Raw genomic sequence first — 24,353 nt, 5'->3', positions numbered from 1 at the left:
CGCGCTTACCCGTTCGGCGCGGCTTGACTCCCGTCCGGCGTCCCGAGTCGGCGCGGGAGCGTCAGGCCCGGCGTCGGCGGCGATGCAGGAGAACGGCGGCGAGCAGACCGGCCAGCACGGCAGCCGCAGCGACGAACGGCCAGGACGCCGCCCAGCCCGGCGGGGCGACCCGGTGGGCGGCCACCGCGCGGGGCTCGGGGGTGATCGCCGCGCCGACCGTCGGGGACGCCACGGGCGCACCGTTGGCGGCCGTCTCCCCCGGCGCGACGAGGCGACCCACCGAGGCGTCGCGGGGCAGCGAGAAACCCCAGTCCAGCAGCGTGGCGCCCTGTTCCCAGCCGCGCATCGGCCGGGGCTCGGCGCCGAGCAGGGTGACCACGAGCCGCCGGCCGCCACGCTGCGCCGCGCCCACGTAGGTGTGCCGGGCGTAGTCGGTGAAGCCGGTCTTGCCGCCCAGCGCCCCGGGGTAGCGGTAGATGAGCTGGTTCTCGTTCTGGATCTGGAAGCCCTTCTGGCGCAGCGCGGGCTGGTCGGGGATCCGGGCCTGCTCGGTCAGCGCGTACCGGCGGAAGGTGGGGTCGGCGAAGCAGGCCCGGGCGATCAGCGCCAGGTCGTACGCGCTGGTGAACTGGCCGGGCCCGTCCAGGCCGGACGGGGTCACCGCGTGGGTCTGCAGGGCGCCGAGGTGGCGGGCCTCCGCGTTCATCGCCCGCACCCCGCCGGCCGCGCCGTCGGGGCCACCGATCAACCGGGCCAGCACGTTCGCCGCTTCGTTCCCCGACTGCAGCAGCAGCCCCAGGAAGACGGTCTCGACGGTGTAGCGGCCACCCTCCAGCAGGCCCACCGCCGAGCTGCCGGGGGCGATGTCCAGGTCCTCGTGGGTCACCGTGACGACCCGCTTCGGGTCGAGCTTCGGCAGCGCGGTGGCGGTCAGCAGGAGCTTCTGCACGCTGGCCGGCGTGGCGTACTCGTGTGGGCCACAACCGCCGAGCACCGCCCCGGTGTCCAGGTCGGCGACCAGCCAGGAGGTGGCGGTGACCGCCGGCGGCTTGGGCGCGTCGGCCGGCACGACGAGGGCCGGCGTCGCCAGCGCCTGCCCGCCCACCGCCTGGTGCAGCGGCACCGACGGCGGGGGCGTGGGCCGTGGGGAGCGCTCCACCTGCGGCGCCTGCGCCCTGGGGCACGGCACCGGGGCGGCGAGTGCGGCGGCCTGCGGCGGCGGGTCGGCGCGGGCCGGCGCGGGTGCCCCGGCCGTGCCGAGGACGACGGCGGCGGCGAGGGCCAGCACCGGAGCTCTCATGCCCTGCACCCTAACGGTGCGGCCAGTCGCTGTCCGGCGGACGCGCGCCAGAGTCGGGGCGCTCTCGCGTTCGGCGCGGGCGGGCCGACGGTCGTCGAAAAAATCGCCGGGGAAAGGGTTGAACGATCGCCGCCGAAGATCCGTACTCACCGGCGAAGGAAAACGGGTCGTCCACGATCGCCATGCCGGGGCGGTCACGACGTGTCCGCTTGTCCGTGGAACCGTCCGGAACCATTCCGGGAACGGGCGTGACGCCGTTCCCACCGGCCGGTCTCCGGTTTCTTTCAATCGTCACGGCACACCGCCGACGACGCGTTCGGTAATTGACGCCGGACGCTGCGGCGGTCAGGACAAGGAGAGGTGCATGGTCAGGCGCACGCGAAAGAATGCCGTCCTGAAGCTCGGCGGGGTCGGTGCCTTCGCGGCACTGGTGCTCGGTGCCGGGCTGTCGCTGGCCTCCGCCGGCGAGAACACGGCGACGGCGGTGTCGGTCACCTGTCCGACCGTGGCCGACAAGCTGGGCGCGGTGCCGGCGGCCGCGAAGGCGGGGGTGGACCAGGAGCTGCGCAACCTGGAGACCCAGATCGCCAACGTCAACGCCCGGCTGGCCCGGGAGCCGGGGGCCGCGGCCGGCCAGCTCAACGACATCGCCGGCAAGCGCCGGGCCGTGCTCGACCGGATCCGGCTGAACATCACCCGGGTCGGCGGCACCGCCCCCGCCGGCCTCGACCAGCTCGCCACCTGCACGCTGCGCAACGGCGCGGCCCCGGCCAACGCGGGCGCCAACAACGGCAACTCCGGCAACAACGGCGCGGTCGCGGCCGCTGGCGCGCAGACCGTGAACTGCCCGGACGTGCGCGGCCAGCTGCCCGCCGTGCCGGCCGGCGCGGCGGCGGGAGTCCAGCAGGAGCTGGCCAACCTGGACCGGGAGATCGCCGCCGCGAACGCCCGCCTCGCCCAGCTCGCCGTGAAGCCCGAGGGCGGCCCGAACTTCGTCAACAACGCCATCCTCGGCCCGCTGAAGAGCAAGCGGATCGCCGTGCTCGACCGGATCGCGCTCAACATCGCGCGGGCCGGCGGGCAGCGCCCCGACCTGTCCAGCCTCGCCACCTGCGGCCTCAACGCCGCCGGAGCGGGCAACGCGGCCGGCGGCAACAACGCGGGCAACGGCAACGCGGGCAACAACGGCGGCAACGCGGGGGCCGGCAACAACGCGGGCAACAACGGTGGCAACGCGGGCAACGGCAACAACGGCGGCAACGCCGGCGTGGCGCAGACGGTGAACTGCCCGAACGTGCGCAACCAGCTCGGCGCCGTGCCCGCTGCCGCCGCCGGCCAGGTGCAGAACGAGCTGAACCAGCTCGACCAGCAGATCGCCGAGGCCAACGCCCGCCTCGCCCAGCTCGCGGTCCGGCCGGAGGGCGGCCCGAACTTCGTCAACAACGCCATCCTCGGCCCGCTGAAGGACAAGCGGGTGGCGGTGCTCAACCGGATCGCCACCGACATCGGCCGCGTCACCGGCCAGCGCCCCGACCCGCGCCTGGACCTGGCCACCTGCGGCCTGAACTGACCGACGGGCAGGCGCACTTCCGCGGGCCCCGCCCGGTGGACCCCCACCGGGCGGGGCCCGCCGCGTCCGCCGGGTGCCGGGCCTCCCGGCCGGATGTCTGCGCTTTGAGACCTTTCCACCCTCGAAAGCCGCCGAACGGGAACAGCGTCGAGAAAAGTCTTCACGGACGGTCGAATGAGACAATTGAAGCGACCAGGCCACGGGGCGACCGCCGGTCGGATTCGCCCCGCCCGTCGCTCGCGTGAAGGGTTCGCATGACGCAGCCAGCACGGTCCATCGCCGACAGCCACGACATGATCGAGGTACGCGGCGCCCGGGAGAACAACCTCGCCGCCGTCTCGGTGGACATCCCCAAGCGCCGCCTGACCGTCTTCACGGGCGTCTCCGGCTCGGGGAAGTCCTCGCTCGTGTTCGGCACCATCGCCGCCGAGTCGCAGCGGATGATCAACGAGACGTACAGCGCCTTCCTCCAGTCGTTCATGCCCAGCCTGTCCCGGCCCGACGTCGACTCGCTGCGCAACCTCAGCGCCGCGATCGTCGTCGACCAGGAGCGGATGGGGGCGAACTCGCGGTCCACCGTCGGCACCGCGACCGACGCGTACGCGATGCTGCGCATCGTCTTCAGCCGGCTGGGGCAGCCGCACGTCGGCCCGGCCGGCGCGTTCAGCTTCAACCTGGCCGAGGGAATGTGCCCCACCTGCGAGGGGCTCGGCCGGGTCTCCGACCTCGCCGTCGACCAGCTCGTCGACGTGGAGCGCTCGCTCAACGACGGGGCGATCACCGTGCCGAACTTCGCGGTCGACTCCTGGTACTGGCAGAGCATCGTCGGCTCCGGCCTGTTCGACCCCGACGTCAAGCTCCAGGACTTCACCGCCCAGCAGTGGCAGGACTTCCTGCACAAGCCGGCCACCAAGATGAAGGTCGGCAACCACACCATCACCTACGAGGGCCTGGCGGTGAAGGTCCGCCGGCTCTACCTGAGCAAGGACAAGGAGCCGACGCAGCCGCACATCAAGGCGTTCGTCGAGCGGGCGGTGACGTTCGCGACCTGCGGCGACTGCGCCGGCACCCGGCTCAACCGGGCCGCCCTGTCCGCGCGGATCGCCGGCCGCAACATCGCCGAGTGCAGCGCGATGCAGATCAGCGACCTCGCCGCGTTCGTGCGCGGCATCGACGACCCGTCGGTGGCGCCGCTGGTGGGCAACCTGCGGGAACTGCTCGACTCGCTGGTCGAGATCGGCCTGGGATACCTCAGCCTCGACCGCGAGTCGGGCAGTCTCTCCGGTGGTGAGGCCCAGCGGGTCAAGATGGTCCGGCACCTCGGCTCCAGCCTCACCGACGTCACGTACGTCTTCGACGAGCCGACGGTCGGGCTGCACCCGCACGACATCGCCCGGATGAACGACCTGCTGCTGCGCCTGCGGGACAAGGGCAACACGGTGCTGGTGGTCGAGCACAAGCCGGAGACGATCGCGATCGCCGACCACGTGGTCGACCTCGGCCCGGGGGCCGGCCCGGACGGCGGCCGGATCTGCTACGCCGGAGACGTCGCCGGCCTACGCCGCGCCGACTGCCTGACCGGCCGGCACCTCGACCACCGGGCGCGCCTGCGGGAGCGCGTCCGCACGCCCACCGGGCACCTGCCGATCCGCGGCGCCGACCTGCACAACCTGCGCGACGTCGACGTCGACGTGCCGCTCGGCGTGCTGACCGTCGTCACCGGCGTGGCCGGCTCCGGCAAGAGTTCGCTGATCCACGGCTCGCTGCCCCGCCGGGAGGGGGTGGTCGTCGTCGACCAGTCCCCCATCCGCGGCTCCCGGCGCAGCAACCCGGCCACCTACACCGGCCTGCTCGACCCGGTCCGGGCCGCCTTCGCCAAGGCCAACAAGGTCAGGCCGGCCCTGTTCAGCGCCAACTCCGAGGGCGCCTGCCCGAAGTGCCGGGGCATCGGCGTCGTCTACACCGACCTCGCGATGATGGCCGGGGTCGCCTCGGTGTGCGAGGAGTGCGAGGGCCGCCGGTTCACCCCGCAGGTGCTCGCGTACACGCTGCGCGGCAAGAACATCAGCGAGGTGCTCGGCATGTCGGTGACCGAGGCGCGCGACTTCTTCCCGAGCGGGCCGGCCCGGTCGGTGCTGGACCGCCTGACCGACGTGGGCCTGGGCTACCTGAGTCTCGGCCAGCCGCTGACCACCCTCTCCGGCGGCGAACGGCAGCGACTCAAGCTGGCCATCCACATGGGCGAGAAGGCGCACACCTACGTGCTGGACGAGCCCACCACCGGCCTGCACCTGGCCGACGTCGACAAGCTGCTGGCCCTGCTGGACCGGCTGGTCGACGCCGGCAACACCGTGGTCGTCATCGAGCACCACCAGGCGGTGATGGCGCACGCGGACTGGATCGTCGACCTCGGCCCGGGTGCCGGGCACGACGGCGGCCGGATCGTGTTCACCGGCACCCCGGCCGACCTGGTCGCCCACGGGGACACGCTCACCGCCACCCACCTGCGCGAGTACGTCGGCCGGTGAGGCCGGGTCGGGTCCACCGCCGCCGTCGACCCCGGTGGACCCGACCCGCCCCTGGGCCGGCGTGCGGGGCTACCGGTAGACCGTCGCCGTCCCGGCGTCGCGGATGGCGCCGGACAGGTTACCGGTGAGGTTGTTGCCCGGCCCCACGACCGTCGCCACGCAGCCCGGGGAGGCGATGTTCAGGCCGTACCGCTGGGTCCTGACGTCCTGGGAGTCGGTCGCCACGTTGCCGGTGACCACGTTGCCGGCGCAGGGCACCGACGTCGCCGTGGTGATCCGGATGCCGTCGCGGCCGGCGGTGTCGTCGGCGCTGTTGGTGACCTGGTTGTCGACGAGGTGGTTGTCGTTGCCGCCGTCGACGTTGATGCCGTCCTGGCCGGCCTGGTCGATCCGGTTGCCGCTGACGACGTTGTGGTCGGCGGTCTTGTTGGGCTGGTCGGCGGTCGGCGAGGACCGGTTGATCTGCACCCCGTGCCCGCCCACGTCGGTGATCACGCAGCCGGTGACGGTGTCCCCGCTGGTGGCCAGCAACTCGATGCCGTCGCTGGCGGTGCCGCTGACCCGGCAGTCGCGCACCGTGTTGCCCATCGAGGTCCAGGTCTGGTTCTTGCCGTCGAAGACGATGCCCCGCCCCCGCGACGCGGTCACCCGCACCCGCTCCACCAGCATGTTGTTGCCGTCGTCGAAGTCGAGGGCGTCGCTGGTGGTGCGCGGCGGGCCGCCGGCCGACACGGTGAGGTCGCGGACCACGCCGCCGTCCATCCCCTTGGTGTTGAACGGCTCCGTGTCGGCGGCGGCGGAGCTGACGTTGCGGATCAGCGTCAGGTCCATTCCCGCCCCGGCGAAGGTGACGTTGCGCAGGCCCTCCAGCTTGAAGTACTCCGTGCCCAGGTCGAACGTGCCGGCGGTGAACACGATCGTGCCGCCGCCGAGCCGGTTCAGGTCCGCCGCCGCGCTCTCCACCACGCTCTTGAGGCTGCCCGTCCAGGTCTGCCCCGTCACCTCGGACGCGGCGCTGTAGGTGGTGGCCCCGACGCGGCTGATCGTGTAGGGCGACGGATTCGGCGGCGCGGGGACGATCAGTTGCGGCCGGCGGGTCCCGACGCCCTCACGGCTGGTGAGCCGGAAGCCGGTGTCGTTGCTCGTGCTGAGCGCCAGGGTCACCGGCCCGTCCCCGGTGACCAGCGACGACACGTCGACGGAGAGCCAGGTGTCGGCGGCGGTCGGGCCGCTGCTGGCGACCACCGGGCCGACCGGCGGGGCGTTCTGGTAGGTCAGCGTGTCCTCCCGCCAGTCGTCGGCGGAGACGCCGTGCACGCTCAGCCCGGTGCTGCTCGCGGTCTCGGCGTACAGGCGCAGCACCGCCGACGGCTCCGCCCCGGCGCCGGTGACCTCGAAGCGCAGGTACGCGACCTGTCGCGGCGTGCCGTCGACCCGCAGCGAGACGGCCGTGCCGTAGTTTCGGGTGGGGTGGTCGGCGTCCACGGTGGCGTCGGCCACCGGGGTCAGGGTCGCCGCCGCGGCCGGCGCGGCGGGCCCCGCCAGAGCCGCGCCGGCCAGCAGCAGGACCGCCACCACGCGGCCCCCGGCCCTGCGGTGTTCACTTGTCATGTCTCCTCCAGCCCCATACACGAGGTCGGGGCGACGCCCGGGCGGGACGCCGCCCCGTCAGCTGTCCACGGGCGCCTCCACGTCGTGGTCGGCGCCGCGCTGCGCCGGTGGCACCGCGCCGTCCGGCGAGCGCCGGCGGCGGAGGAACACCCACAGCGGCAGCAGCGCGAGTACGCCGCCGCTGGCCACCACGGCGCCCCAGGCGGGCAGGCCCCAGTGGTCGTCGTGCTCCTGCTGGCTGTCCATCGCCACGTCGTGGTCGATGTCGACGCCCAGCAGATCCGCCAGCACCTCCAGGTATCTCGCGCCGAACCGCTCGCTCGGTTCGACATGGGTGTTCTCGCTGAACTCGTTCCAACTGATCACGCCGAGCGCGTCGGGTTGGGACAGCCGTGCCGCGGCGAACGACGCCCGCAACGTCTCGCCGTCGCGGCGGTCCACCTCCCGCTGCCCGCCGAGTTGGCGGCCGTCGTACCCTGGGGCGACCGGGGCGATCCACAGCCCGCCGTGCAGGTGCACCGCCCGGGACATCGCCGCCAGCCGGTCCCGGGTGCGGCCGCCGACCGGGTCCGCCGACGACCAGTAGTACGCGTGGCCGTCGAGCGCGGTGCCGTACGTCGCCACCTCCTCGGTGGACTTGGCGGCGCCGAGGACCAGCAGCCGCTGCCGTGCGGCGCGGACGGTGTCGGCGACCTCGGTGGCGGTGAACCGGTCGCTGCCGTTCCAGACGACCACCGGCTTGTCGAAGACGTCGAAGACCGGGTCGGCGGCGTACCGGTCGGCGAAGAGGTCGAGGTCGGCGCGGACGGTGGCCAGGGGCAGGGGCTTGCGGCTGAAGTCGAGCCCCTGGTAGACGATGCCGAGCCGGAAGTCCTCCGCCCGGGCCACCTCGACGAGCTTGGCCAGCCGGTCGTCGAGCTGCGGGGTGTGCTTCCAGGAGACCAGAAAGCCGGTCACCCCGGCCGCCTTGGCCATCCGCACGTGCCGCCGCATGATCTCGGTGTCGTCGCTGGAGTACCGCCCGAGCTGCGGATAGTCGATCTTCGCCCGGTTCCAGGAGGTCGGGTTGAACCAGAGGTAGTAATGGGCGAGCACGGGCACCGGGGCGGCGGCGGACGGGGCCGGCGCGGGGCCGCCCGCCGCCCGGGCGGGCCGCGACGCGACCACGCCGACGACGGCGGCCACCAGCAGCACCGCCAGGGCGGACCCGAGCCCGAGCCGCAGGGGCCGCCGCCACCGGCCGGTCCGCTGGTGCGCCGGGCGGGCCCGGCGGGGCAGCCGGATCCGCAGTCGCCGCCGCAGCGCCGGCCGGCCCACCAGCACCAGGCCGACGGCCACCCCGAGCACGCCGAGCACCACCAGTGCCAGGTCGACGGGGCTGATCACGCTGAGCGTCACCTGCTGGTCGCGGCTGATGCTCACCGGCCGCCCGAAGGAGACCCCGCCGCCCAGCACGGTCACCGTGTAGGTGCCCCGGGGCAGGTCGGGCACCAGGACGGTGCCGTCGGCGGCGAACGGCAGCCGCTGCACGCGCCCGTCGGCGCGGGTGAGCCGGATGCCGTCGCCGGCCCGTTGGGCGAAGAACATGTCGTCGGCGGTGAAGGACACCTTGAAGAAGAGCAGCTCGATCAGCCAGTCCTGGCGTTCCCACGGGACGAACTTGTGGCCGGCCCGGTTCACCACCGAGGTGCCGTCGACCATGACGGTGTCGACCACGTAGTAGAGCTGCTTGGAGGCCAGCCCCCGGGGGCCCTGCTGGGTGCGGCTCTCGGCCACCCAGAGCGGCCGGGCCAGGTCCGCCCCGGTCAGCTCGATCACCTCTCCGGTGTTGCTGCGCAGCCGCATCTCGGTCACCCGCCCGACCGGAACCGGCGCGCCGTCGCGGTCGGCGTAGCGCCACGTGACGCGGCGCTGCGTGCGCAGCCCCACCTCCACGGTGCGGCTGTGCACCCCGTGGTCGAGGCTGCCCCGGAACCGGTCGAGCAGCACGCGGCGGTCGGGGCTCACCTCGGTGGGCACCACCGTGAACCGCTGGTCCAGGCCGGTGAAGTTGCGCACCCGCACGCGCAGCCGCCCCTGGGGGTCGGAGCGGGCCGTGTTGCCGTCGACGGTGACGACCACCCCCTTGATCGGCGGCACCATCTGGATCTTCAACGTGCCGGGCAGCGCGGACGCGGGCGCGGCCACGGCGGGGGCCGGCAGGAGCAGCACCGCCAGCACGCCGAGCAGCAGCGGCAGCAGCCGCCGGGCGGTCACCGGTGCCTCCGCCGGCCGCGCAGCGCCGCCGCCGCGACCAGCGCCGCGACCAGGCCGACCGCGACGGCGTACGAGGCGTAGACCGGCCGGGGGTCGGGACGGTGCACCGCCACCGGCACCCGCTCGGCGCTGAGCAGCACGCCGGGGCGCGGCGGCGCGGCGAAGTCGAACGCGCCCAGGAACGTCTGCGCCTTCGCGTCCCGGCTGGCCAGCGGCTTCACCCCCCAGTTGACCTCGATGAACTTGAGGGCGGAGGTGAAGTCGAGGGTGGTCGAGTCGACGTACCCCCGGCGGGCGTACGGGCTGACCAGCAGGGCCGGCACGCGGAAGCCGTAGCCGTAGCGGTCGACCTGCGGCGGGGTGACGTGGTCGTACCAGCCGCCCCAGTCGTCGTAGGACCACAGGAACGCCGAGGACGACCAGTCCGGGGAGCGCATGAGCTGGGTGAGCAGCGCACGGACGAGGTTCTGGCCGGAGCCGATGTTGCCGGGCGGGTGTTCGCTGTTGCCGGCCGGGGCGATGAAGGAGACGGCGGGCAGGTCGCCCCGGGCGGCGTCGGCGTAGTACTCGTCCAGGTCGACGATCCTGCTGGACAGCCGGGGGTCGTCGACGTAGCGGGCGTACGCGAGCAGGGGCACCCAGATCACCTGCGCGCCCCGGTCGATGTTCTCCTCCTCCACCCGGGACCGGAAGGTGATCGTCGGGTCGTAGTTCTGCACGTAGAACTTCCAGCTGATCCCGGCCGCCTCCAACCGGTCGAAGATGGTGGGGATGTCCCCCCAGCCCTGCGCCGGGATGGTCTCGGCCTTGCCGGCGGCGCCCGGCCCGCCGGTCACCCGGTACATGTGGTTGCGGATGCTGCCGGAGTTGGAGGAGCTGAAGAAGCGGTCGAACAGGACGTACTCGTCGGCGATGTTCCAGTAGTAGGGCAGGTCCCGCTCGTCGTAGTAGGCCATCGCCATCCGGCCGTCCTTGCCCTGCTTGCTCACCCCCTCGACGAAGCCGTCCATCCGGCCGCCGTTGTACTGGGTGCGGAACGCCTCGGCGGAGTGGTCCAGGTCGATCGCGCCGAGCTTGCCGATGTGGAACGGCGTGACGCAGGGCTCCGGCACGCCCCGCTTGACCGGCATGCAGACGTCCTTCGGGTATCCGTCGACGCCGGGCCGGGTGCCGAAGTAGTTGTCGAAGGTGTGGTTCTCCTGCATGAGGAAGACGAAGTGCTCGACGGGCGTGGTCGTGCGGGGGGACGGGGCCGGCGCGCCGGGACTCGGGGCGCTCCGGGTCGGCGCGGGTCGGGCCAGCGCCGCCGCCGGGCAGGCCGACAGGACCAGGCCCGCCAGCGCCACGACGAGCGACGTCCGGCGGGCCCACCGCGGCACGGCGGCGGACGACGGGACAGGGCTCGGACGGATCATGGACGCACCTCGTAGACGACCACCACGGGCACCGGCGTCACGCGACCCGAGGCGCCGGTGGTCCCGACGTACTCGGTGTGCACGACCCGGCCGTGGTACCGGCGGACGAGCGTCATCAGCCGGTCGGCGAAGAAGGGGGACCGCCGCGCGGAGAACGAGTCCCACACGACGTAGTGCAGATTGTTGTTGCGAAGCCACCCGTCCGGATTGTTCAGCGGCACGTAGGACGGGTTGCGGTGCAGCGGGTTCGGGCTCACCGACAGGCCGTAGCTCTGCCGCTGGCTGTAGAACCGCACGATGTTCGACATCGAGGGGCCCAGGGTGAGGATCACCGAGCCCTCCGGGGTGTGCTCGGTGATCCAGCGCCCCGCCTCCCGGCCGCCCGGCACGCCGCCGGAGCCGGCGAGGAACGTCGAGCTGCCCTGGTGGCTCACCGCGTCCCAGGACGAGGCCGCCAGGGTCGAGGCGACCAGGCCGACGGCGGCCAGCCGGACCAGCCGGCCGGCCCGGGCCGGCACCGGGCGGGCGGGACCGCCCCGGCCGGGCCAGCGCAGCCGCGTCGGCACCGGCAGCAGGACCAGGGCCCGCGCGCCGAGCAGCACCACCGGCACCGCCACGGGCAACAGGTACTGGAAGCCCTTGACCGGCCAGAGCTGGAAGAACACCACCGGCACGGCGATCCACGACAGCAACAGCGTCTCCCGCCAGCCGTTGCGCCTGCGGGCCCACCAGAGGCCGCCCGCCGCGGCGACGAGCAGCAGCACGCCCATCGCCGTCGGCACGTTCTCCAGGTAGAACGACATGGGATGGTTGGGCCGGCGGAACAGCTGCCACACCAGGTAGTTGCGGCCGCTGTTCGACCCACCGGCGAGGGCCTGGGAGACGGGGTGCGCCGCGAAGACGACGGCGAGCGCCGGCAGGGCCAGCAGGGTGGCCCGCACCGGCCGCCGCACGCGCGGGGTGAGCGCCAGGAACGCGTAGACGCTGCCGGCCAGCACGACGCTGGTCTCCTTCGCCAGCATGGTGAGCCCGAGCATCCCGGCGGTGGCCAGATACCAGGTCAGCTCCTGCCGCTGGACGTAGCGGACCATGCAGTAGAGCGTCAGCGTGCTGAGCAGCACCATCGGCCCGTCCAGCAGGATCTGCCGGGTCACGATCACGTGGTACGGCATGACCGCGAGCAGCAGCGCGGCGAGCAGCCCGACCCGGCGGCCGTAGAGGCGCGCCCCGAGCGGGTACACCGCCAGGACGGTGAGCACCCCGATCGCCGCAACGACACACCGGCCGCCCATGCCCACCTCGCCGGCGCGCAGCAGCGGGGACAGCAGCGCCTGGAACAGCATCGGGTGCGCCCGGAACACCGGGAACAGGTCGGCGTAGCCGGGGTTGCCGGCCAGGGAGGCGGCCTGCCCCGCGTACACCACCTCGTCGCTGTTGAAGCCGAAGAGGTCGATCCGCCAGGACCGGACGAGCAGGGCCAGCGCGCCGATCGCGGTCAGCGCGGCGGCCACCGCCCACCGGCGGCGGGTCAGCGCCGGCAGCCACGCCGCCGGCGGCGGGATCCGGCGGCGGGCCGGGCCGTCCGGGTGGTCCCGGCGCTGGCCCGGCACGACGGCTGTGACCGCGTCCGGCTGGCTCACGCGGGCTCCCCGGCGACCGTCAGGTCCCCGCTCCAGCGCGGCCACGCCTGGGCGGGCACGACGCGGGTCGACGCCGGCCCGCGCTCGCCGCGCAGCAGCCGGGGGATGTCGTCGGCCCAGCCGAACCGGTCGGAGACGAGCACCCGGCTGCGGACGTGGGACAGGAACCCGGCCAGGATCTCCCGCTCCCGCAGGCGTAGCTCCGGGTAGTGCAGACCGTCGATGGCCAGCGACGGCGCGAGATACCGGAAGGGCGGGAAGCCGTACGCGTCGTCGGTGTTGCGGATCATCCGGGTGACCGTCTCGTCGTGGTCGAGTTCGCTCATCGCGGGCCGGCCGCGCTCGATGACGAAGAGCTCCTCGACCCGGGTCGTGGTGCCGATGCGGCACGGCACCAACCGGTCGACGCTGTACTTCGGCGGCGGCACCAGCAGCTGGGTGACGGCGTTGATGCCCATGATCGGCAGGTTGAACCTGGCCAGGGTCAGCGCCAGCGACCGGCCGCCCTTGGAGTGCAGCCGGCTCTGCCACTGCAACCGCCGCCACTCCCGGGGCGTCAGGTCCTGCGCCTGCACGGCCCGCAGCGTGTGCGCGCTGATGGTCAGCGGCTTCGGGAAGCAGGTCGCGGTGCCGTCGGGCCGCACGATCGTCATGTCGTCGGAGAGGAACAGCCCGCCGTGGTCGCGCAGCAGCCGCAGCACCGTGGCGGTCTTGCCGGTGTCGGTGAGCGCGGAGAGCATCACCCCGACCCCGTCGAGGGTCACACAGGCCGAGTGCAGCAGCATGTGGCCCCGGGCGACCATCACGAACCGCAGCAACGCCTCGACGATGTTCGTGTAGACCACGTGCGGGGACCGAGCCAGCAGCGGGCCCACCTGGATCTCGATGGGCGAGCCGAGCTGGATACGGAAGTTCGCGCCCAGGCGCCCGAGCTGCTCCTCGTAGCGCAGCACCGACCGGTCGGCGTACTGGGTCATCGCGGCGCGGCGTTGCGGGCCGCGCCCGCCGACGTCGCTGACCCGCACCGCGATGTCCACGTCGGCGTCGGCGACCCACTGGGCGCGGAAGAACTCCAGCTCGGGCAGCATGATCTGGGATCCGATCGTCACCACCCCGGCCACGTCGTAGCGGTACTTGAGGTACTGGTAACGCCGGCGCGAGGGCGGGGTGACCGCCTCGGCGGCGCCGGAGGCGATCAGCAGCCGGACCGGATCGCGCCGACCCCGGTCCAGCGCCGCGTAGATGACCTGGTCGTTGACGAGGAAGCGGACCAGGAACAGCGCCGCCAGGGTGGCCGCGTTCGCCACCAGCACCCCGACGCCCGCGAACACCAGGGCCTGCAACACGGGCAGCCGCAGCAGCAGCAGGACGTTGTTGAGCAGGAAGAACCGCACCGCCCGGGCGGGCAGGGAACCGACCCGGGTGCGCCGGTAGATGAGGTTGTCCACCAGCAGGAAGTTCCACGAGGTCGACAGCTGGGTGGCCAGCGCCGCGCCCAGGAGGTGGTGCAGCCTGGCGGGTTCGTAGAAGAACCAGAGCGCCGCCGTGTTCACCACCATCCCGGAGAGCCCGACCAGCCCGAAGCAGACCATCCGGACGAGCTGGCGCACCCGGTCGGCCGGGGTACGCGGGCGACGCCGGATCTGCCCGACCAGCCGCCGGCCGCGCAGCCGCGACAGGTGCCGCAGGAACGTCACCCCCTCCCGCAGGGACGCCTTGGACCGGCCCTCGTGCCGGGGCGCCATCTCGTACGCGACCTCGGCCACCCGGGCGCCGGGGTGCCGCACCAGCAGCTCCAGCAGCACCTTGAAGCCGAGCGGGTTCATCCGGTCCAGCCGCACGGCCGCGCGCCGGAACGCGAAGAGGCCGCTCATCGGGTCGCTCACCGTCGCCAGCCGGCGCGGGAACATGGCCTTCACCAGCCGGGTGGCCGCCGACGAGGTGGCCTCCCGCAGCGGGCCGTCCAGGCCGGCGCTGGAGCCCCGGCCGGCGTACCGGGTGCCGATCACGACGTCGACGTCGTGCCGCATGGCGACCGCCGCGAGCGTCGCGGCCGACTCCGGCGGGTGCTGCAGGTCCGCGTCCATGACCAGGACCCACTCGCCGAGGGCGTGCCGGGCACCCAGCAGGACGGCCCCGCCGAGCCCGCCGGTCCGCGCCTCCGGCGGCCTGTGCAGCAGCCGTACGGGCACCGGGGCCTCGGCGGACGCCGCGGCGATCACCCCGTCGGTGCCGTCGTCGCTGTCGTCGACGAACAACAGCTCCGCCCGCAGGGGCGCCAGCAGCGGGGCGAGGCGCCCCATCAGCACGGGGATGTTCTCCGCCTCGTTGCGGGTCGGCACGATGACGGTCAGCCGGGGCGGTGGCGCGCCGTCCGGGGCGCGCAGCTCGCGTGGCCGCGGCACGGCGTCTTCTCCGACGGCCTGCCGTGCGCGGGCGTCCGGCCCGTGTCCGATCATGGGTAACCTCTCCAGCCTCCGGTTCCCGAGCAGCCCGGAGCCATTCACAGTCATTGGGAGAAACGGCAGAAGAGCGCAGGAATGCGATTCACGTACGCGGTGCGACGCCGACAGAATTCGTCGACCCATAAGTTCGCTCGGGTACGGCAGAGGCTATGGGAAATGGCCGGGAAAGGTCCAACGTCTGAACAGTCGGCAAATTGACATAGCCATTATGCGCAGAGAGATATCCGGTATACGAAAGTCGGGCGAACGATAAAGGCCGAACAATGAGGCCCCCTATTCGTGCGACCACTTCCGACCCACCCGAACTGCCGCAACTTCCACAGAAATGCCGCGACGCCGAATGGGAAAAGGATTCCCTTTCGGCGTCGCGGCTCACGGCGGGATGCGGGGACCGGATCGCGGGGCGGTCCGGGCACGGAGACGGTCAGCGGGGCGCCGCCACCCCCGGGCCCGGCCCGCCGACACCGATCCCCGCCCTCGACGGCAGCTGATCGTGCAGCTCGCTGATGAAGTCGGACCGGCCGGCACCGCTCCAGTCGCACCACGTACCCGCCGGTGCGGGGCTTCGGCATCCCCGGGAACTCTCGATCGCGGTCCCCTCGCCCCACTCGTTGTAACTCGTCACCAACTGCCAGGGCGCGCCCGACGCGTTCATCCGGGCCAGCCCCGCCCGCCAGCGCGCCCGGTCCCGGGACAGGAACGGCGCCTGCCCGTACGGCGATCCGGCCTTCCAGAACCCGGGCGAAACGGTGTACGAGCCCTCACCGGGGGCACCGCTGAAGTCGTGTTCCGCCCGGGCCGGACCGTACTGGTGCCACCCCGCCACCCGCGCCGTCGCGGGGCAGCCCGCGTAGCCGGGAAAGACCTTCAGGTTGACGAGGACCGTCTCCCCGAACCGCCGCTGGAGCAACGACTGGGCCTGCGCCCAGCGGTCCACCGTGGCGCAGCCCTGCGCGGTCGTCAGGTCACCGGCGTTGTACACGAAGACGGGCATGCCCCGGTCGGGCAGCACGGCCAGCGCCGAGCCCTGCCCGCCGTAGGTGACCCGAAGGTAGTGCAGGTCATCGGCGATCCGCTCGGGCGTCGGGTCGGACGTGCCCTCCGGCTCGTAGTAGGGCGCCCAGCCGAAGCCGGTGCCCTGCGCGGCCCGGACCATCGCCGGCCAGTGCCGGTCCGTCACCGTGCCCCGGCCGAACCACGACGCGATACCCATCGTGATCCCGCCGTACCGCATGTCCGCGACCTGGGCCCGCACCACCGACTCCTCGACGGTGTACCGGCCCCGCGCCGGCACGTAGTTGGTGAACGGGTCCAGGCCCTGCTGCCGCCAGGCCTCCGGGAACCACGGATAGTAGAAAGCCGCCCTGATCACCGTCGGCGCCCGCACCACCAGGCGGAAGACGACGGTGTGCCGGGCCGCCACCGCGCCCGCACCGGCGACCACCACGTCGTACGTGCCGGCGCGGGTGGACACCGAGGTCCGCACGGTCAGCACGGCCGACCCGCCGGCGCGGAGCACCGCCGGCTCCACGGTCGCGGCCGTCCCCTCGGGCAGGCCGCCCACCGTGAGGGAGACCGTCTGCGCCGCCCCGGTCGTGACCGCCGTCCGCACCGTGGCCTGGACCAGGTTCCCGGCCACCGCCGAGGCCGATCCGGGCACCACGGCCAGGGAGAAGTCGTCGCCGGCGGCCGGGCGGGACACCGTGCTGCCCGCATCCGACCGGACCGGCTCAGCCGGTCGCGCCGGACCGGCGGCGAACTGGCCGCACGCGACGAGACCTACGACCAGCACCGCGGCACATGACATCAGCCCGCTCCCGCCGACGTGGGGTCGACCAGGCTGCGACCCGTCATCAGACAGAACGCAGCAGACCGCCGAACGCAACTGCCCCCGGCCGAAGGAAGGGCCCCTTGTTAACGCTTTCGGTATAGGAGGGGCCCCTTCCTAACGCTCGGCTGCGCGGGGGTGCGGACGCTGCCGGCCGGGCCCCGTGTCAGGGGCCCGGCCGGCGGGTGGTGGCGTGTGTGCGTGTGTGGTGTCAGCTGTTCCAGTGTTGGGTGACGAGGTCGGCGGCCTGCTGTTCCCACTGGGCGTAGGCGTCGGGGTAGGCGGAGACCTGGACGGTCTGGGCGGCGTCGGTCAGGGGCATGTCGTGCCAGCCGTCGACCTGTCGGAGGCCCTTGAGGAACGCGGTGGTGGCGTACTGCGGGTCGGTGATCTGCTCGGGGGTGCCCCAGCCGCTGGAGGGGCGTTGCTGGAACAGGCCGAGGGAGTCGTGGTCGTTGCGGTCGCCGAGGTGGCCGAGGTTCTGCAGCTTCGATTCCTGCAGGGCGGTGCCGATGGAGATGACCGCGGCGCGTTCGTCGAGGCCGGTCTTCTTGGTGGCGGCGATGATGGCCTTGGCGTTGGCGGTCTGCTCGGCGTCGAGGTCGATGCGCGACTGCGTGCCCTGCACACCGTGCGGGATCAGCTTGGCCGTGTCCACGGCGGCGGGCTTGTCGGCCTGCACGGCGGCGACGGGCCGCGCGTCGACAGTGCCGGTGTCGGTGGTGGTGGCGTGGTGGAGGGGGCCGGCGGCGAGGCCACCGGCGAACGCGAGTCCGGCGATGCCGAGGACGCTCTTACGCAGGATGGTCGTGTTCATGGGGGTGTCTCCTATCGGGGGGTCGGCACACCCCGTGCCCGCCCGAGGGGGATGGCGGGGGGTGTGCGAGCACCACGTCGAGGCGCCCGAACAACGAACAAAGGGGAAAGAAGAAGATGAGGGAGGGCCGGGGCGGCTGCCGTGAGGTACCGCGCCGGGTCCAGGTGTAACGACCGGCGACCGGCCCCCATTCCCCGGGGGGTGACAACCGGGGGCGGGGGCGGGTCCTGCTGGATCCGGGGGGATCCGGGATGCTGCTGCGGTCGTCCGTCAGGTGTAACGCCCCCGCCCCGGCCAGGATTCCGGCCGCGGGGTGCCGCCGGTCACCACCCCGGCCCGGCCCGGCCCACCTCGCCCCCATCCCGCCCCACACGCGCCCCGCCGGGTCGGACAATCCGCCCATTCCGGCGGAGGGGTGACGGGATGTCGGGCAGGTGGGGGTATCCCGGCGCGTTGATGCCGCCATGTCGCCGACATGAAGTCGATCACCAGGCCAACCAGCCGCGCAGGCGCAGGCGGCGCCGAGGCGGTCGGGCCGACCGCGCAGCGCCTGTCGTGCCGCGTCGGCCCGGCCAGGCGCTACCCTGACACCATGCAGGGCGTCGTCTCCCCCACCATGACCGGCGGGGCCTTCCTGGCCCGTCCGGGCCGCCCCGCTGTCGTCACCGCCACCCTGACCGAGTTGACGGGTCCGACCCGGGGCGTCGTCGAGTTGCCCGTACGCCTGATGTGGAGCGCGGACCGCACCTTCGACCTCGACGACCCGGACGACCTGCTCTGGATGTACGAGAACGTCCTGCGCGAGACCACCCGCGCGGCCGACCTGCGCCAGTTGGTCAACGGTCACCTGCTGCGCCAGGTCTGGTGCCTGCTCAACCTGCCCCGTGGCGTACGCGAGGCGTGGGAGCGACGCCACCGGGTCCTGCGCCACGAAGGCGGCGGGCCGGCGGTCCGGGCCGGCGACCGGGCCCTGCCGGCGGCGTGACCGGGGCCGCGCCGCCGGACGACTTCTATCGTGAGGTCGCCCGGGTGGCCCTGTCGGTCGCCGGGCGGCACCGGTTCGTGCTCGGCGGCGGCGTCGCCTGGGCCGCGCACGGGCTGTTCTCCCGCCCGACGGAGGACGTGGACCTCTTCGCCGACGTCGAGGGGGCCGCCGCCTCGGCGGCGGCCGGGGTGCGTACGGCGTTGGAGCGCGCCGGGTTCGAGGTGGACGACGCAGACCCGGACAGCGACCTCGCGGAGTTGTTCGCCGGGTTCGACCGGGACATGAAGGACTTCGTGGTGAGCCGGGGGCCGCGCCGGATCCGGTTGAGTCTGGGCCGGCTCGACCGCAACCGCAGCCCGGTGGTGATGGACCTCGGGCCGGTGATGGACGTCCGGGACCTGGTCGCCAACAAGACGGCGGCGCTGGTCAACCGGCGGGAGGTCCGGGACTTCATCGACGTGGCGGCGGTGCTCGAACACTATTCGGTCGCGGAGGTGCTCGACCTGGCCCGGCAGCTCGACCCCGCGCTGGAGCCGGAGGACGTGCGGGCCGCCGGCCACTACCTGGACCGCCTGCCGGATCGTCGCTTCGTCCGCTACGGGCTGGACGGGGCGCAGGTCGCCCGGCTGCGGGCCCGGCTGGCGGACTGGCCCCGCTGACGCCCGCCGCGCGCGGAGCCCGGCGAACCGGGAGCCCGGCGGACCGGCGGCGCGTCGGGCCGCTGTGGCAGGAGTGACGGGGGCTCGTTATGGTGCGCAACGGCGCCCACGAGGCGCGTCCCTTCCCCTGGAAAGGCACCTCATGACCTTCTCCTCCGGCGCTTCGCGCCGCCAGGTGCTGGCCGTCGCGGCCGCCGCCGCGACCGCGCCCCTGATCGCCGCCGCCCCGGCCCGGGCGGCCGGGTCGACGGACCCGAAGCCGTCGAGGGGACCGAAGACCTGGGACCTGACCGTCCTGGGCACCTCGGACACCCACGGAAACGTCTACAACTGGGACTACTACCGGGACGCGGAGTACGACGACAGCAAGCACAACGACGTCGGCGTCGCGAAGCTGGCCACCCTGGTCAACCAGATCCGCGCCGAGCGCACGGGCAGGGCGACCCTGGTCCTCGACGCGGGTGACACGATCCAGGGCACCCCCCTGGCGACGTACTACGCCAAGCAGGAGCCGATCACCACCACCGGTGAGACGCACCCGATGGCGAACGCGATGAACATCCTGAAGTACGACGCGGTGACGCTGGGCAACCACGAGTTCAACTACGGCCTGCCGCTGCTGGCGAAGTGGATCGGCCAGCTCGGCTTCCCGGCCCTCGCCGCGAACGCGGTCAACGAGGCGACGGGCAAGCCGGCGTACCTGCCGTACGTGATCAAGGAGGTCCGGCTCGGCGGGCACGGCGCGCCGAAGCTGAAGGTCGGGATCCTCGGCCTCACCAACCCGGGCGTGGCGATCTGGGACAAGGGCAACGTCGAGGGCAGGCTGGTCTTCGCCGACATGGTGGAGACCGCCGCGAAGTGGGTGCCGGTGATGCGGGCGCGCGGCGCGGACCTCGTCATCGTCTCCGCGCACGGCGGCGACAGCGGCACCTCCAGCTACGGCCCGGAGCTGCCGAACGAGAACCCGTGCACGATGATCGCCGAGCAGGTCCCGGGCATCGACGCGATCCTCTTCGGCCACGCGCACAACGAGGTCGTCGAGAAGTTCGTGACGAACGCGCGCACGGGCGCGCAGGTGCTGCTCTCCGAGCCGTCCAAGTGGGGACAGCGGCTGACCCGGATGGACTTCACGCTCACCCGCGAGCGGGGCTGCTGGAAGGTCGTGTCAAAGCACGCGACCATGCTGAACACCAACACGGTGGTCGAGGATCCGGCGGTGCTCGCGGCCGTGCGCGGCCAGCACACCAAGACCGTCTCGTACGTCAACACGGTGGTCGCCCGGTCGACGGTGGAGCTGTCAGCCGCCGAGTCGCGGTACAAGGACACCCCGATCCTCGACTTCATCAACCACGTGCAGACCGAGGTCGTCACGGCGGCGCTGGCCGGCACGGAGCACGCGGCCCTGCCGGTGCTGTCGATCGCGGCGCCGTTCAGCCGCACGGCGGTATTCCCGGCCGGTGACGTGCGCATCCGCGACGTGGCCGGGCTGTACGTCTACGACAACACCCTGGAGGCCGTGGTCCTCACCGGCGCGGAGGTCCGCGCCTACCTGGAGTACTCGGCGAAGTACTTCACGACCCTCGCGGCGGGTGCGCCGGTGGACCCGGCGACGATCAGCGATCCGGCCGTGCCGGACTACAACTACGACGTCTTCTCCGGCCTCGACTACGACATCGACGTCAGCCGGCCGGTCGGCCAGCGGATCACCCGCCTGGTCCTGCCCGGCACCGGCGCCCCGGTCGCCGACGACGCCCGGTTCGTGGTCGCGGTGAACAACTACCGGCGCAGCGGCGGCGGCAACTTCCCGGGCATCGTGAAGCCGCAGGTCTACAACGCGCAGCAGGAGATCCGGCAGTTGCTCATCGACTGGGCGCAGGAGCGGGGCACCATCGACCCGGCCGACTTCTTCGTGCCGAACTGGCGGCTGGTGCGGGCGGGCGTCCCGGTGGAGTTCCCGAACGCCTGAGGCCGGCCCGGGTCGGGGGCCCCGTCCCGAGGGGACGGGGCCGCCCGCTCAGCCCCCGGGGCCGAGGCGCAGGACCCACTGGTCGGCGTTGGTCGCCGGGTCGGGCCGGTCCCGGCGGGGGTCGGTCTCGGTCGCCGCGGTGCGCTCCTCGGGGCGTACCGCGGGCGGCAGCTCGCCGAAGCGGACGTGCCGCAGGAACGCCAACTCCTCGTCGGTGAACGGGGGTTCGGACTCGCTCATGGCTCGGCCCTCCTCCGAACCAGGATGCCTCGTCGCGGCCCCACCGGGCGAGCCTGCGGGAGCCGGTCCAGCAGCGCCAGCGCCGCCCGCACCGGGGCGCGGGTCAGCGTCTCGTCGAAGCTCGCCCGGCCCAGGCAGAACCGGACGAACATCCGCCACCCGGCGGGGGTTGCCAGCAGGGCGTGGAAGACGTCCGGCCGACGGGAGAACACCTCCAGCAGCCGGTGCCCGGCGCGCATCGACGGCGTCAGGTCGCGGTCCACGGCCCGCTGGTAGCCGTCCAGGTCGCCGCCGACGACGGCGGCTCCGGCGAGCGCGCCGGAGCGCAGCGCGTAGCTGATGCCCTCCCGGCTCCACGGCTCCAGCAGGCCGGCCGCGTCGCCGGCCACCAGCACCCGCCCGTGGCGCAGCGGCGAGTCGTCGGCCCGGCACCGGGTCAGGTGCCCGGAGTCGTGCTGCGGGTGCACCCCGGACAGGCCGAGGCGGTCGACGAAGTCGCGCAGGTAGGCCCGGGTCCGCTCCCCCGCGCCCCGGGCGGCGATGACCCCGACGGTCAACGTGTCGCCCTTGGGGAACACCCACGCGTAGGAGCCGGGGATCGCCCCCCAGTCCAGCAGCAGCCGGCCGCGCCAGCGACGCCGTTCCGGCTCGGGCACCGGCAGTTCCAGTTCGAGGCCGAGGTCGACCTGCCGGTACCGCACGCCGACGTGCCGGGCGGTCACCCCGGAGGAGCCGTCGGCGCCGATCACCGTGCGGGCGTGCACGACGTCGCCGTCGGCGAGCCGCAGGCGTACCCCGTCGGGGTCCTGCTCCACGGCGCGGACCGCGACCCGCTCGCGCAGCTGCGCCCCGGCGGAGACGGCGGCGGCCCGCAGCCGGTCGTCGAACTCGTCGCGGCGCACCATCGCGATCAGCGGCCCGGCGGCGTGCCGGCGGGTGAACTCGCGTCGCCCGTCGCGGGTGAACGTCACCCGGTCCACCCGGTCGTGCGCCGGCACGTCGATCCGGCCGGCGACGGCCGCGAGGGAGGTGCCGATCAGCCCTCCGCCGCAGGTCTTGTATCGAGGGTGCGCGGCGCGCTCGACGACCAGGGTGCGCAGCCCGGCGGTGGCCGCGGCGTGGGCGGCGGAGAGCCCGGCGGGGCCGCCGCCGACGACGACAAGGTCCCAGTTGATCACCGTTGCAGCCTAGGGCACGGTCGGTCGGAAGGCCGGGTGGCGCATCCGGTACGCCGCGCGCCGAATCCGGTGTGCGGGCGGGCATCAACGGCGGGCCGGCGGGTAACCGCGCAGCGCAGCCCCGCCCGCGCGCGGGCGGTGACCGAGGAGGAAGCCATGCAGCAGGTGCGTCTGTCGGACGTCGAGGAACGGGTGTACGAGGCGGTGGCGGCGCTGGAGATCCGCGGGCAGGTGCCCTACCCGGACCTGATCGCGCAGGAGTCCGGGCTGACCGAGGAGGAGGTGCACGCTCCCCTGCGGCTGCTGACGGAGAAAAACCTGCTGCACCGGGAGGACTCCCCCATGGCCGGGTTGGACTTCGGCCCGCGCTGGTGCGCCCGTCAGATGGCGTGAGCCCGCCGGGGGGCCGGGCCGACGAGCGACGTCGGTGGCAGGCGCTGGGGGTCGGCCTGGTCGCCGCCTTCATGACGCTGCTCGACGTGAGCATCGTCAACGTGGCGGTCCCGTCGATCGACCGGGCGCTCGGCGCGACGCCGAGCGACCTGCAGTGGGTGCTGTCCGGCTACGCCCTCACGTTCGGGCTGGTGCTGGTGCCCGCCGGGCGGTTCGGCGACGCCCGGGGCCGGCGCACCGCGTTCGTCGTCGGGATCGCCCTGTTCACGCTGACCAGCGCCCTGGCCGGGCTGGCCCAGTCCCCCGGCTGGCTGGTCGCCGCCCGGCTGCTGCAGGGGGTGGCCGCCGGGATCGTCAACCCGCAGGTCACCGGCCTGATCCAGCAGCTGTTCCAGGGCCCCGAGCGCGGCCGGCCGTTCGGGCTGCTCGGCGCGACCATCGGCATCTCCACCGCGATCGGACCGCTGCTCGGCGGGCTGCTGATCCAGGCCGGCGGCGAGCAGGACGGCTGGCGGTGGGTCTTCTTCGTCAACGTCCCGGTGGGGATCGTCGCGATCGTGCTCGGCTGGCGGCTGCTGCCGGCGCAGCCGGCGGGGGCGGCGCAGGGGCGGCGGCTCGACCCGGTCGGGGTGCTGCTGCTCGGCGTCGGTGTCGTGCTCGTGCTGCTGCCGCTGGTGCAGCGCGAGCAGTGGCACAGCCCGTGGAAGTGGCTCCTGGTCCCCGCCGGGCTCGCGGTGCTGGCCGCCTTCGGGCTCTGGGAACGCCGGTACGCCCGACGCGGCGCGCCGCTGTTCGACCTGCGGCTGTTCGGGTTCCGCTCGTACGCCCTGGGCTCGCTGATCGCGCTGCTCTACTTCGGCGGGTTCACCGCGATCTTCTTCGTGCTCACGCTCTACCTGCAGAACGGCCTCGGCTACCGCCCCCTCGTCGCGGGCCTGGCGATCACGCCGTTCGCCCTCGGCTCGGCCGCCGCGTCGGCGGTCGGCGGCCGGATCGTCGACCGGTACGGCCGCCCGCTCGTCGCCACCGGCCTGCTGGTCGTGCTGCTCGGCCTGGGCGCGGTGGTGTTCGTGCTGCGCGGTGACCCGCGCGGGTCGGTGCCGCTGCTGATGGCCGTGCCGCTGCTGGTCGCGGGGCTGGGCAGCGGCCTGGTCATCACTCCCAACCAGACCCTCACCCTGGCCCAGGTGCCGGTGCCGCAGGCGGGCAGCGCCGCCGGCATGCTCCAGACGGGCCAGCGGATCGGCTCGGCGGCCGGCATCGCCGCCGTCGGCTCGGTGCTGTTCTCGGCGCTGGCCGGCAGCGGCGGGGACTGGTCGCCAGCGGTGCGGCACGCGCTGCTGCTGGCCATCGGGATCATCTCGCTCGGCCTGTTCGCCGCCCTGTTCGACCGCAGGCACGCCCGGGACGACGGCAGGCGAGGGTGACGGCAGCGGCGGTGCCCGCCCGGGGTTCTCCCCGGACGGGCACCGTCGTCCTCACTGCTCGGGCACTGCCCGGCT

General features: G+C 73.4%; 17 protein-coding genes. 7 read left to right on the top strand and 10 right to left on the bottom strand.

Annotated elements, in window-relative coordinates; genetic code table 11:
* Positions 1 to 61 precede the first annotated feature (61 nt).
* Positions 62 to 1,300: a D-alanyl-D-alanine carboxypeptidase family protein gene (locus tag LPU61_RS16670; RefSeq protein ID WP_229405424.1), complete on the bottom strand. Its 1,239-nt coding sequence runs from the start codon at positions 1,298 to 1,300 to the stop codon at positions 62 to 64.
* 364 nt (positions 1,301 to 1,664) lie between these two features.
* Between LPU61_RS16670 and LPU61_RS16665 the strand changes: the two genes are divergently transcribed.
* Positions 1,665 to 2,870, top strand: a complete 1,206-nt coding sequence (locus tag LPU61_RS16665) for a hypothetical protein (protein WP_229405423.1) — start codon at positions 1,665 to 1,667, stop codon at positions 2,868 to 2,870.
* 254 nt (positions 2,871 to 3,124) lie between these two features.
* Positions 3,125 to 5,398 (top strand): excinuclease ABC subunit UvrA, encoded by a 2,274-nt coding sequence (locus LPU61_RS16660; protein WP_229405422.1) that lies wholly within the window; start codon positions 3,125 to 3,127, stop codon positions 5,396 to 5,398.
* Positions 5,399 to 5,467: 69 nt separating this feature from the next.
* On the opposite strand, the gene LPU61_RS16655 is transcribed toward LPU61_RS16660, so the two are convergent.
* The 7 genes from LPU61_RS16655 to LPU61_RS16625 all read right to left on the bottom strand — a co-directional run bounded on the left by LPU61_RS16655 (position 5,468) and on the right by LPU61_RS16625 (position 17,430).
* Positions 5,468 to 7,009, bottom strand: a complete 1,542-nt coding sequence (locus LPU61_RS16655; RefSeq protein ID WP_229405421.1) for a right-handed parallel beta-helix repeat-containing protein — start codon at positions 7,007 to 7,009, stop codon at positions 5,468 to 5,470.
* 57 nt (positions 7,010 to 7,066) lie between these two features.
* Positions 7,067 to 9,265 carry a hypothetical protein gene (locus LPU61_RS16650; RefSeq protein ID WP_229405420.1) on the bottom strand — a complete coding sequence of 733 codons (2,199 nt, stop codon included), beginning with the start codon at positions 9,263 to 9,265 and terminating at the stop codon, positions 7,067 to 7,069.
* Complete coding sequence (locus LPU61_RS16645; RefSeq protein WP_229405419.1) at positions 9,262 to 10,680, bottom strand: phospholipase C; 1,419 nt, start codon at positions 10,678 to 10,680, stop codon at positions 9,262 to 9,264. Before LPU61_RS16645 ends, LPU61_RS16650 begins: the two co-directional genes overlap by 4 nt.
* The gene (locus tag LPU61_RS16640) at positions 10,677 to 12,320 is read right to left on the bottom strand and encodes a glycosyltransferase family 39 protein (RefSeq protein ID WP_229405418.1); all 1,644 of its coding nucleotides are present in this window, start codon (positions 12,318 to 12,320) and stop codon (positions 10,677 to 10,679) included. The genes LPU61_RS16645 and LPU61_RS16640 overlap by 4 nt, the downstream gene beginning before the upstream one ends.
* Complete coding sequence (locus LPU61_RS16635; RefSeq protein ID WP_229405417.1) at positions 12,317 to 14,725, bottom strand: glycosyltransferase; 2,409 nt, start codon at positions 14,723 to 14,725, stop codon at positions 12,317 to 12,319. The genes LPU61_RS16640 and LPU61_RS16635 overlap by 4 nt, the downstream gene beginning before the upstream one ends.
* A 484-nt stretch (positions 14,726 to 15,209) precedes the next feature.
* The gene (locus tag LPU61_RS16630; protein WP_229405416.1) at positions 15,210 to 16,577 is read right to left on the bottom strand and encodes a hypothetical protein; all 1,368 of its coding nucleotides are present in this window, start codon (positions 16,575 to 16,577) and stop codon (positions 15,210 to 15,212) included.
* Positions 16,578 to 16,824: 247 nt separating this feature from the next.
* Positions 16,825 to 17,430 (bottom strand): hypothetical protein, encoded by a 606-nt coding sequence (locus tag LPU61_RS16625; protein ID WP_229405415.1) that lies wholly within the window; start codon positions 17,428 to 17,430, stop codon positions 16,825 to 16,827.
* A gap of 592 nt (positions 17,431 to 18,022) precedes the next feature.
* Here LPU61_RS16625 and LPU61_RS16620 point away from each other — a divergent pair.
* The 3 genes from LPU61_RS16620 to LPU61_RS16610 all read left to right on the top strand — a co-directional run bounded on the left by LPU61_RS16620 (position 18,023) and on the right by LPU61_RS16610 (position 21,040).
* The gene (locus LPU61_RS16620) at positions 18,023 to 18,415 is read left to right on the top strand and encodes a hypothetical protein (RefSeq protein ID WP_229405414.1); all 393 of its coding nucleotides are present in this window, start codon (positions 18,023 to 18,025) and stop codon (positions 18,413 to 18,415) included.
* On the top strand, positions 18,412 to 19,074 hold the full coding sequence (locus LPU61_RS16615) for a nucleotidyl transferase AbiEii/AbiGii toxin family protein (protein ID WP_229405413.1): 663 nt from the start codon (positions 18,412 to 18,414) through the stop codon (positions 19,072 to 19,074). Before LPU61_RS16620 ends, LPU61_RS16615 begins: the two co-directional genes overlap by 4 nt.
* A 142-nt stretch (positions 19,075 to 19,216) precedes the next feature.
* Positions 19,217 to 21,040, top strand: coding sequence for a bifunctional UDP-sugar hydrolase/5'-nucleotidase (locus tag LPU61_RS16610; protein ID WP_229405412.1), 1,824 nt, complete (start codon positions 19,217 to 19,219; stop codon positions 21,038 to 21,040).
* Between the two features lie 48 nt (positions 21,041 to 21,088).
* Here the strand turns inward: LPU61_RS16610 and LPU61_RS16605 are convergent, their stop codons facing one another.
* Both LPU61_RS16605 and LPU61_RS16600 read right to left on the bottom strand, forming a co-directional pair.
* On the bottom strand, positions 21,089 to 21,280 hold the full coding sequence (locus tag LPU61_RS16605) for a hypothetical protein (protein WP_043968958.1): 192 nt from the start codon (positions 21,278 to 21,280) through the stop codon (positions 21,089 to 21,091).
* Entirely contained in the window at positions 21,277 to 22,458 is a 1,182-nt protein-coding gene (locus tag LPU61_RS16600; RefSeq protein ID WP_229405411.1) for a geranylgeranyl reductase family protein, read from the bottom strand. Before LPU61_RS16600 ends, LPU61_RS16605 begins: the two co-directional genes overlap by 4 nt.
* 156 nt (positions 22,459 to 22,614) lie before the next feature.
* Between LPU61_RS16600 and LPU61_RS16595 the strand changes: the two genes are divergently transcribed.
* Positions 22,615 to 22,851, top strand: coding sequence for a hypothetical protein (locus tag LPU61_RS16595; RefSeq protein ID WP_043969592.1), 237 nt, complete (start codon positions 22,615 to 22,617; stop codon positions 22,849 to 22,851).
* Positions 22,848 to 24,278, top strand: coding sequence for an MFS transporter (locus LPU61_RS16590; RefSeq protein WP_255700149.1), 1,431 nt, complete (start codon positions 22,848 to 22,850; stop codon positions 24,276 to 24,278). The genes LPU61_RS16595 and LPU61_RS16590 overlap by 4 nt, the downstream gene beginning before the upstream one ends.
* Positions 24,279 to 24,353: the final 75 nt, after the last annotated feature.

Source organism: Micromonospora sp. NBRC 110038, assembly GCF_020884815.1.
Taxonomy (GTDB): domain Bacteria; phylum Actinomycetota; class Actinomycetes; order Mycobacteriales; family Micromonosporaceae; genus Micromonospora; species Micromonospora haikouensis.
The sequence above is the reverse complement of the archived record's forward strand: the minus strand, read 5'-3'. Positions and strand labels throughout refer to the sequence as shown.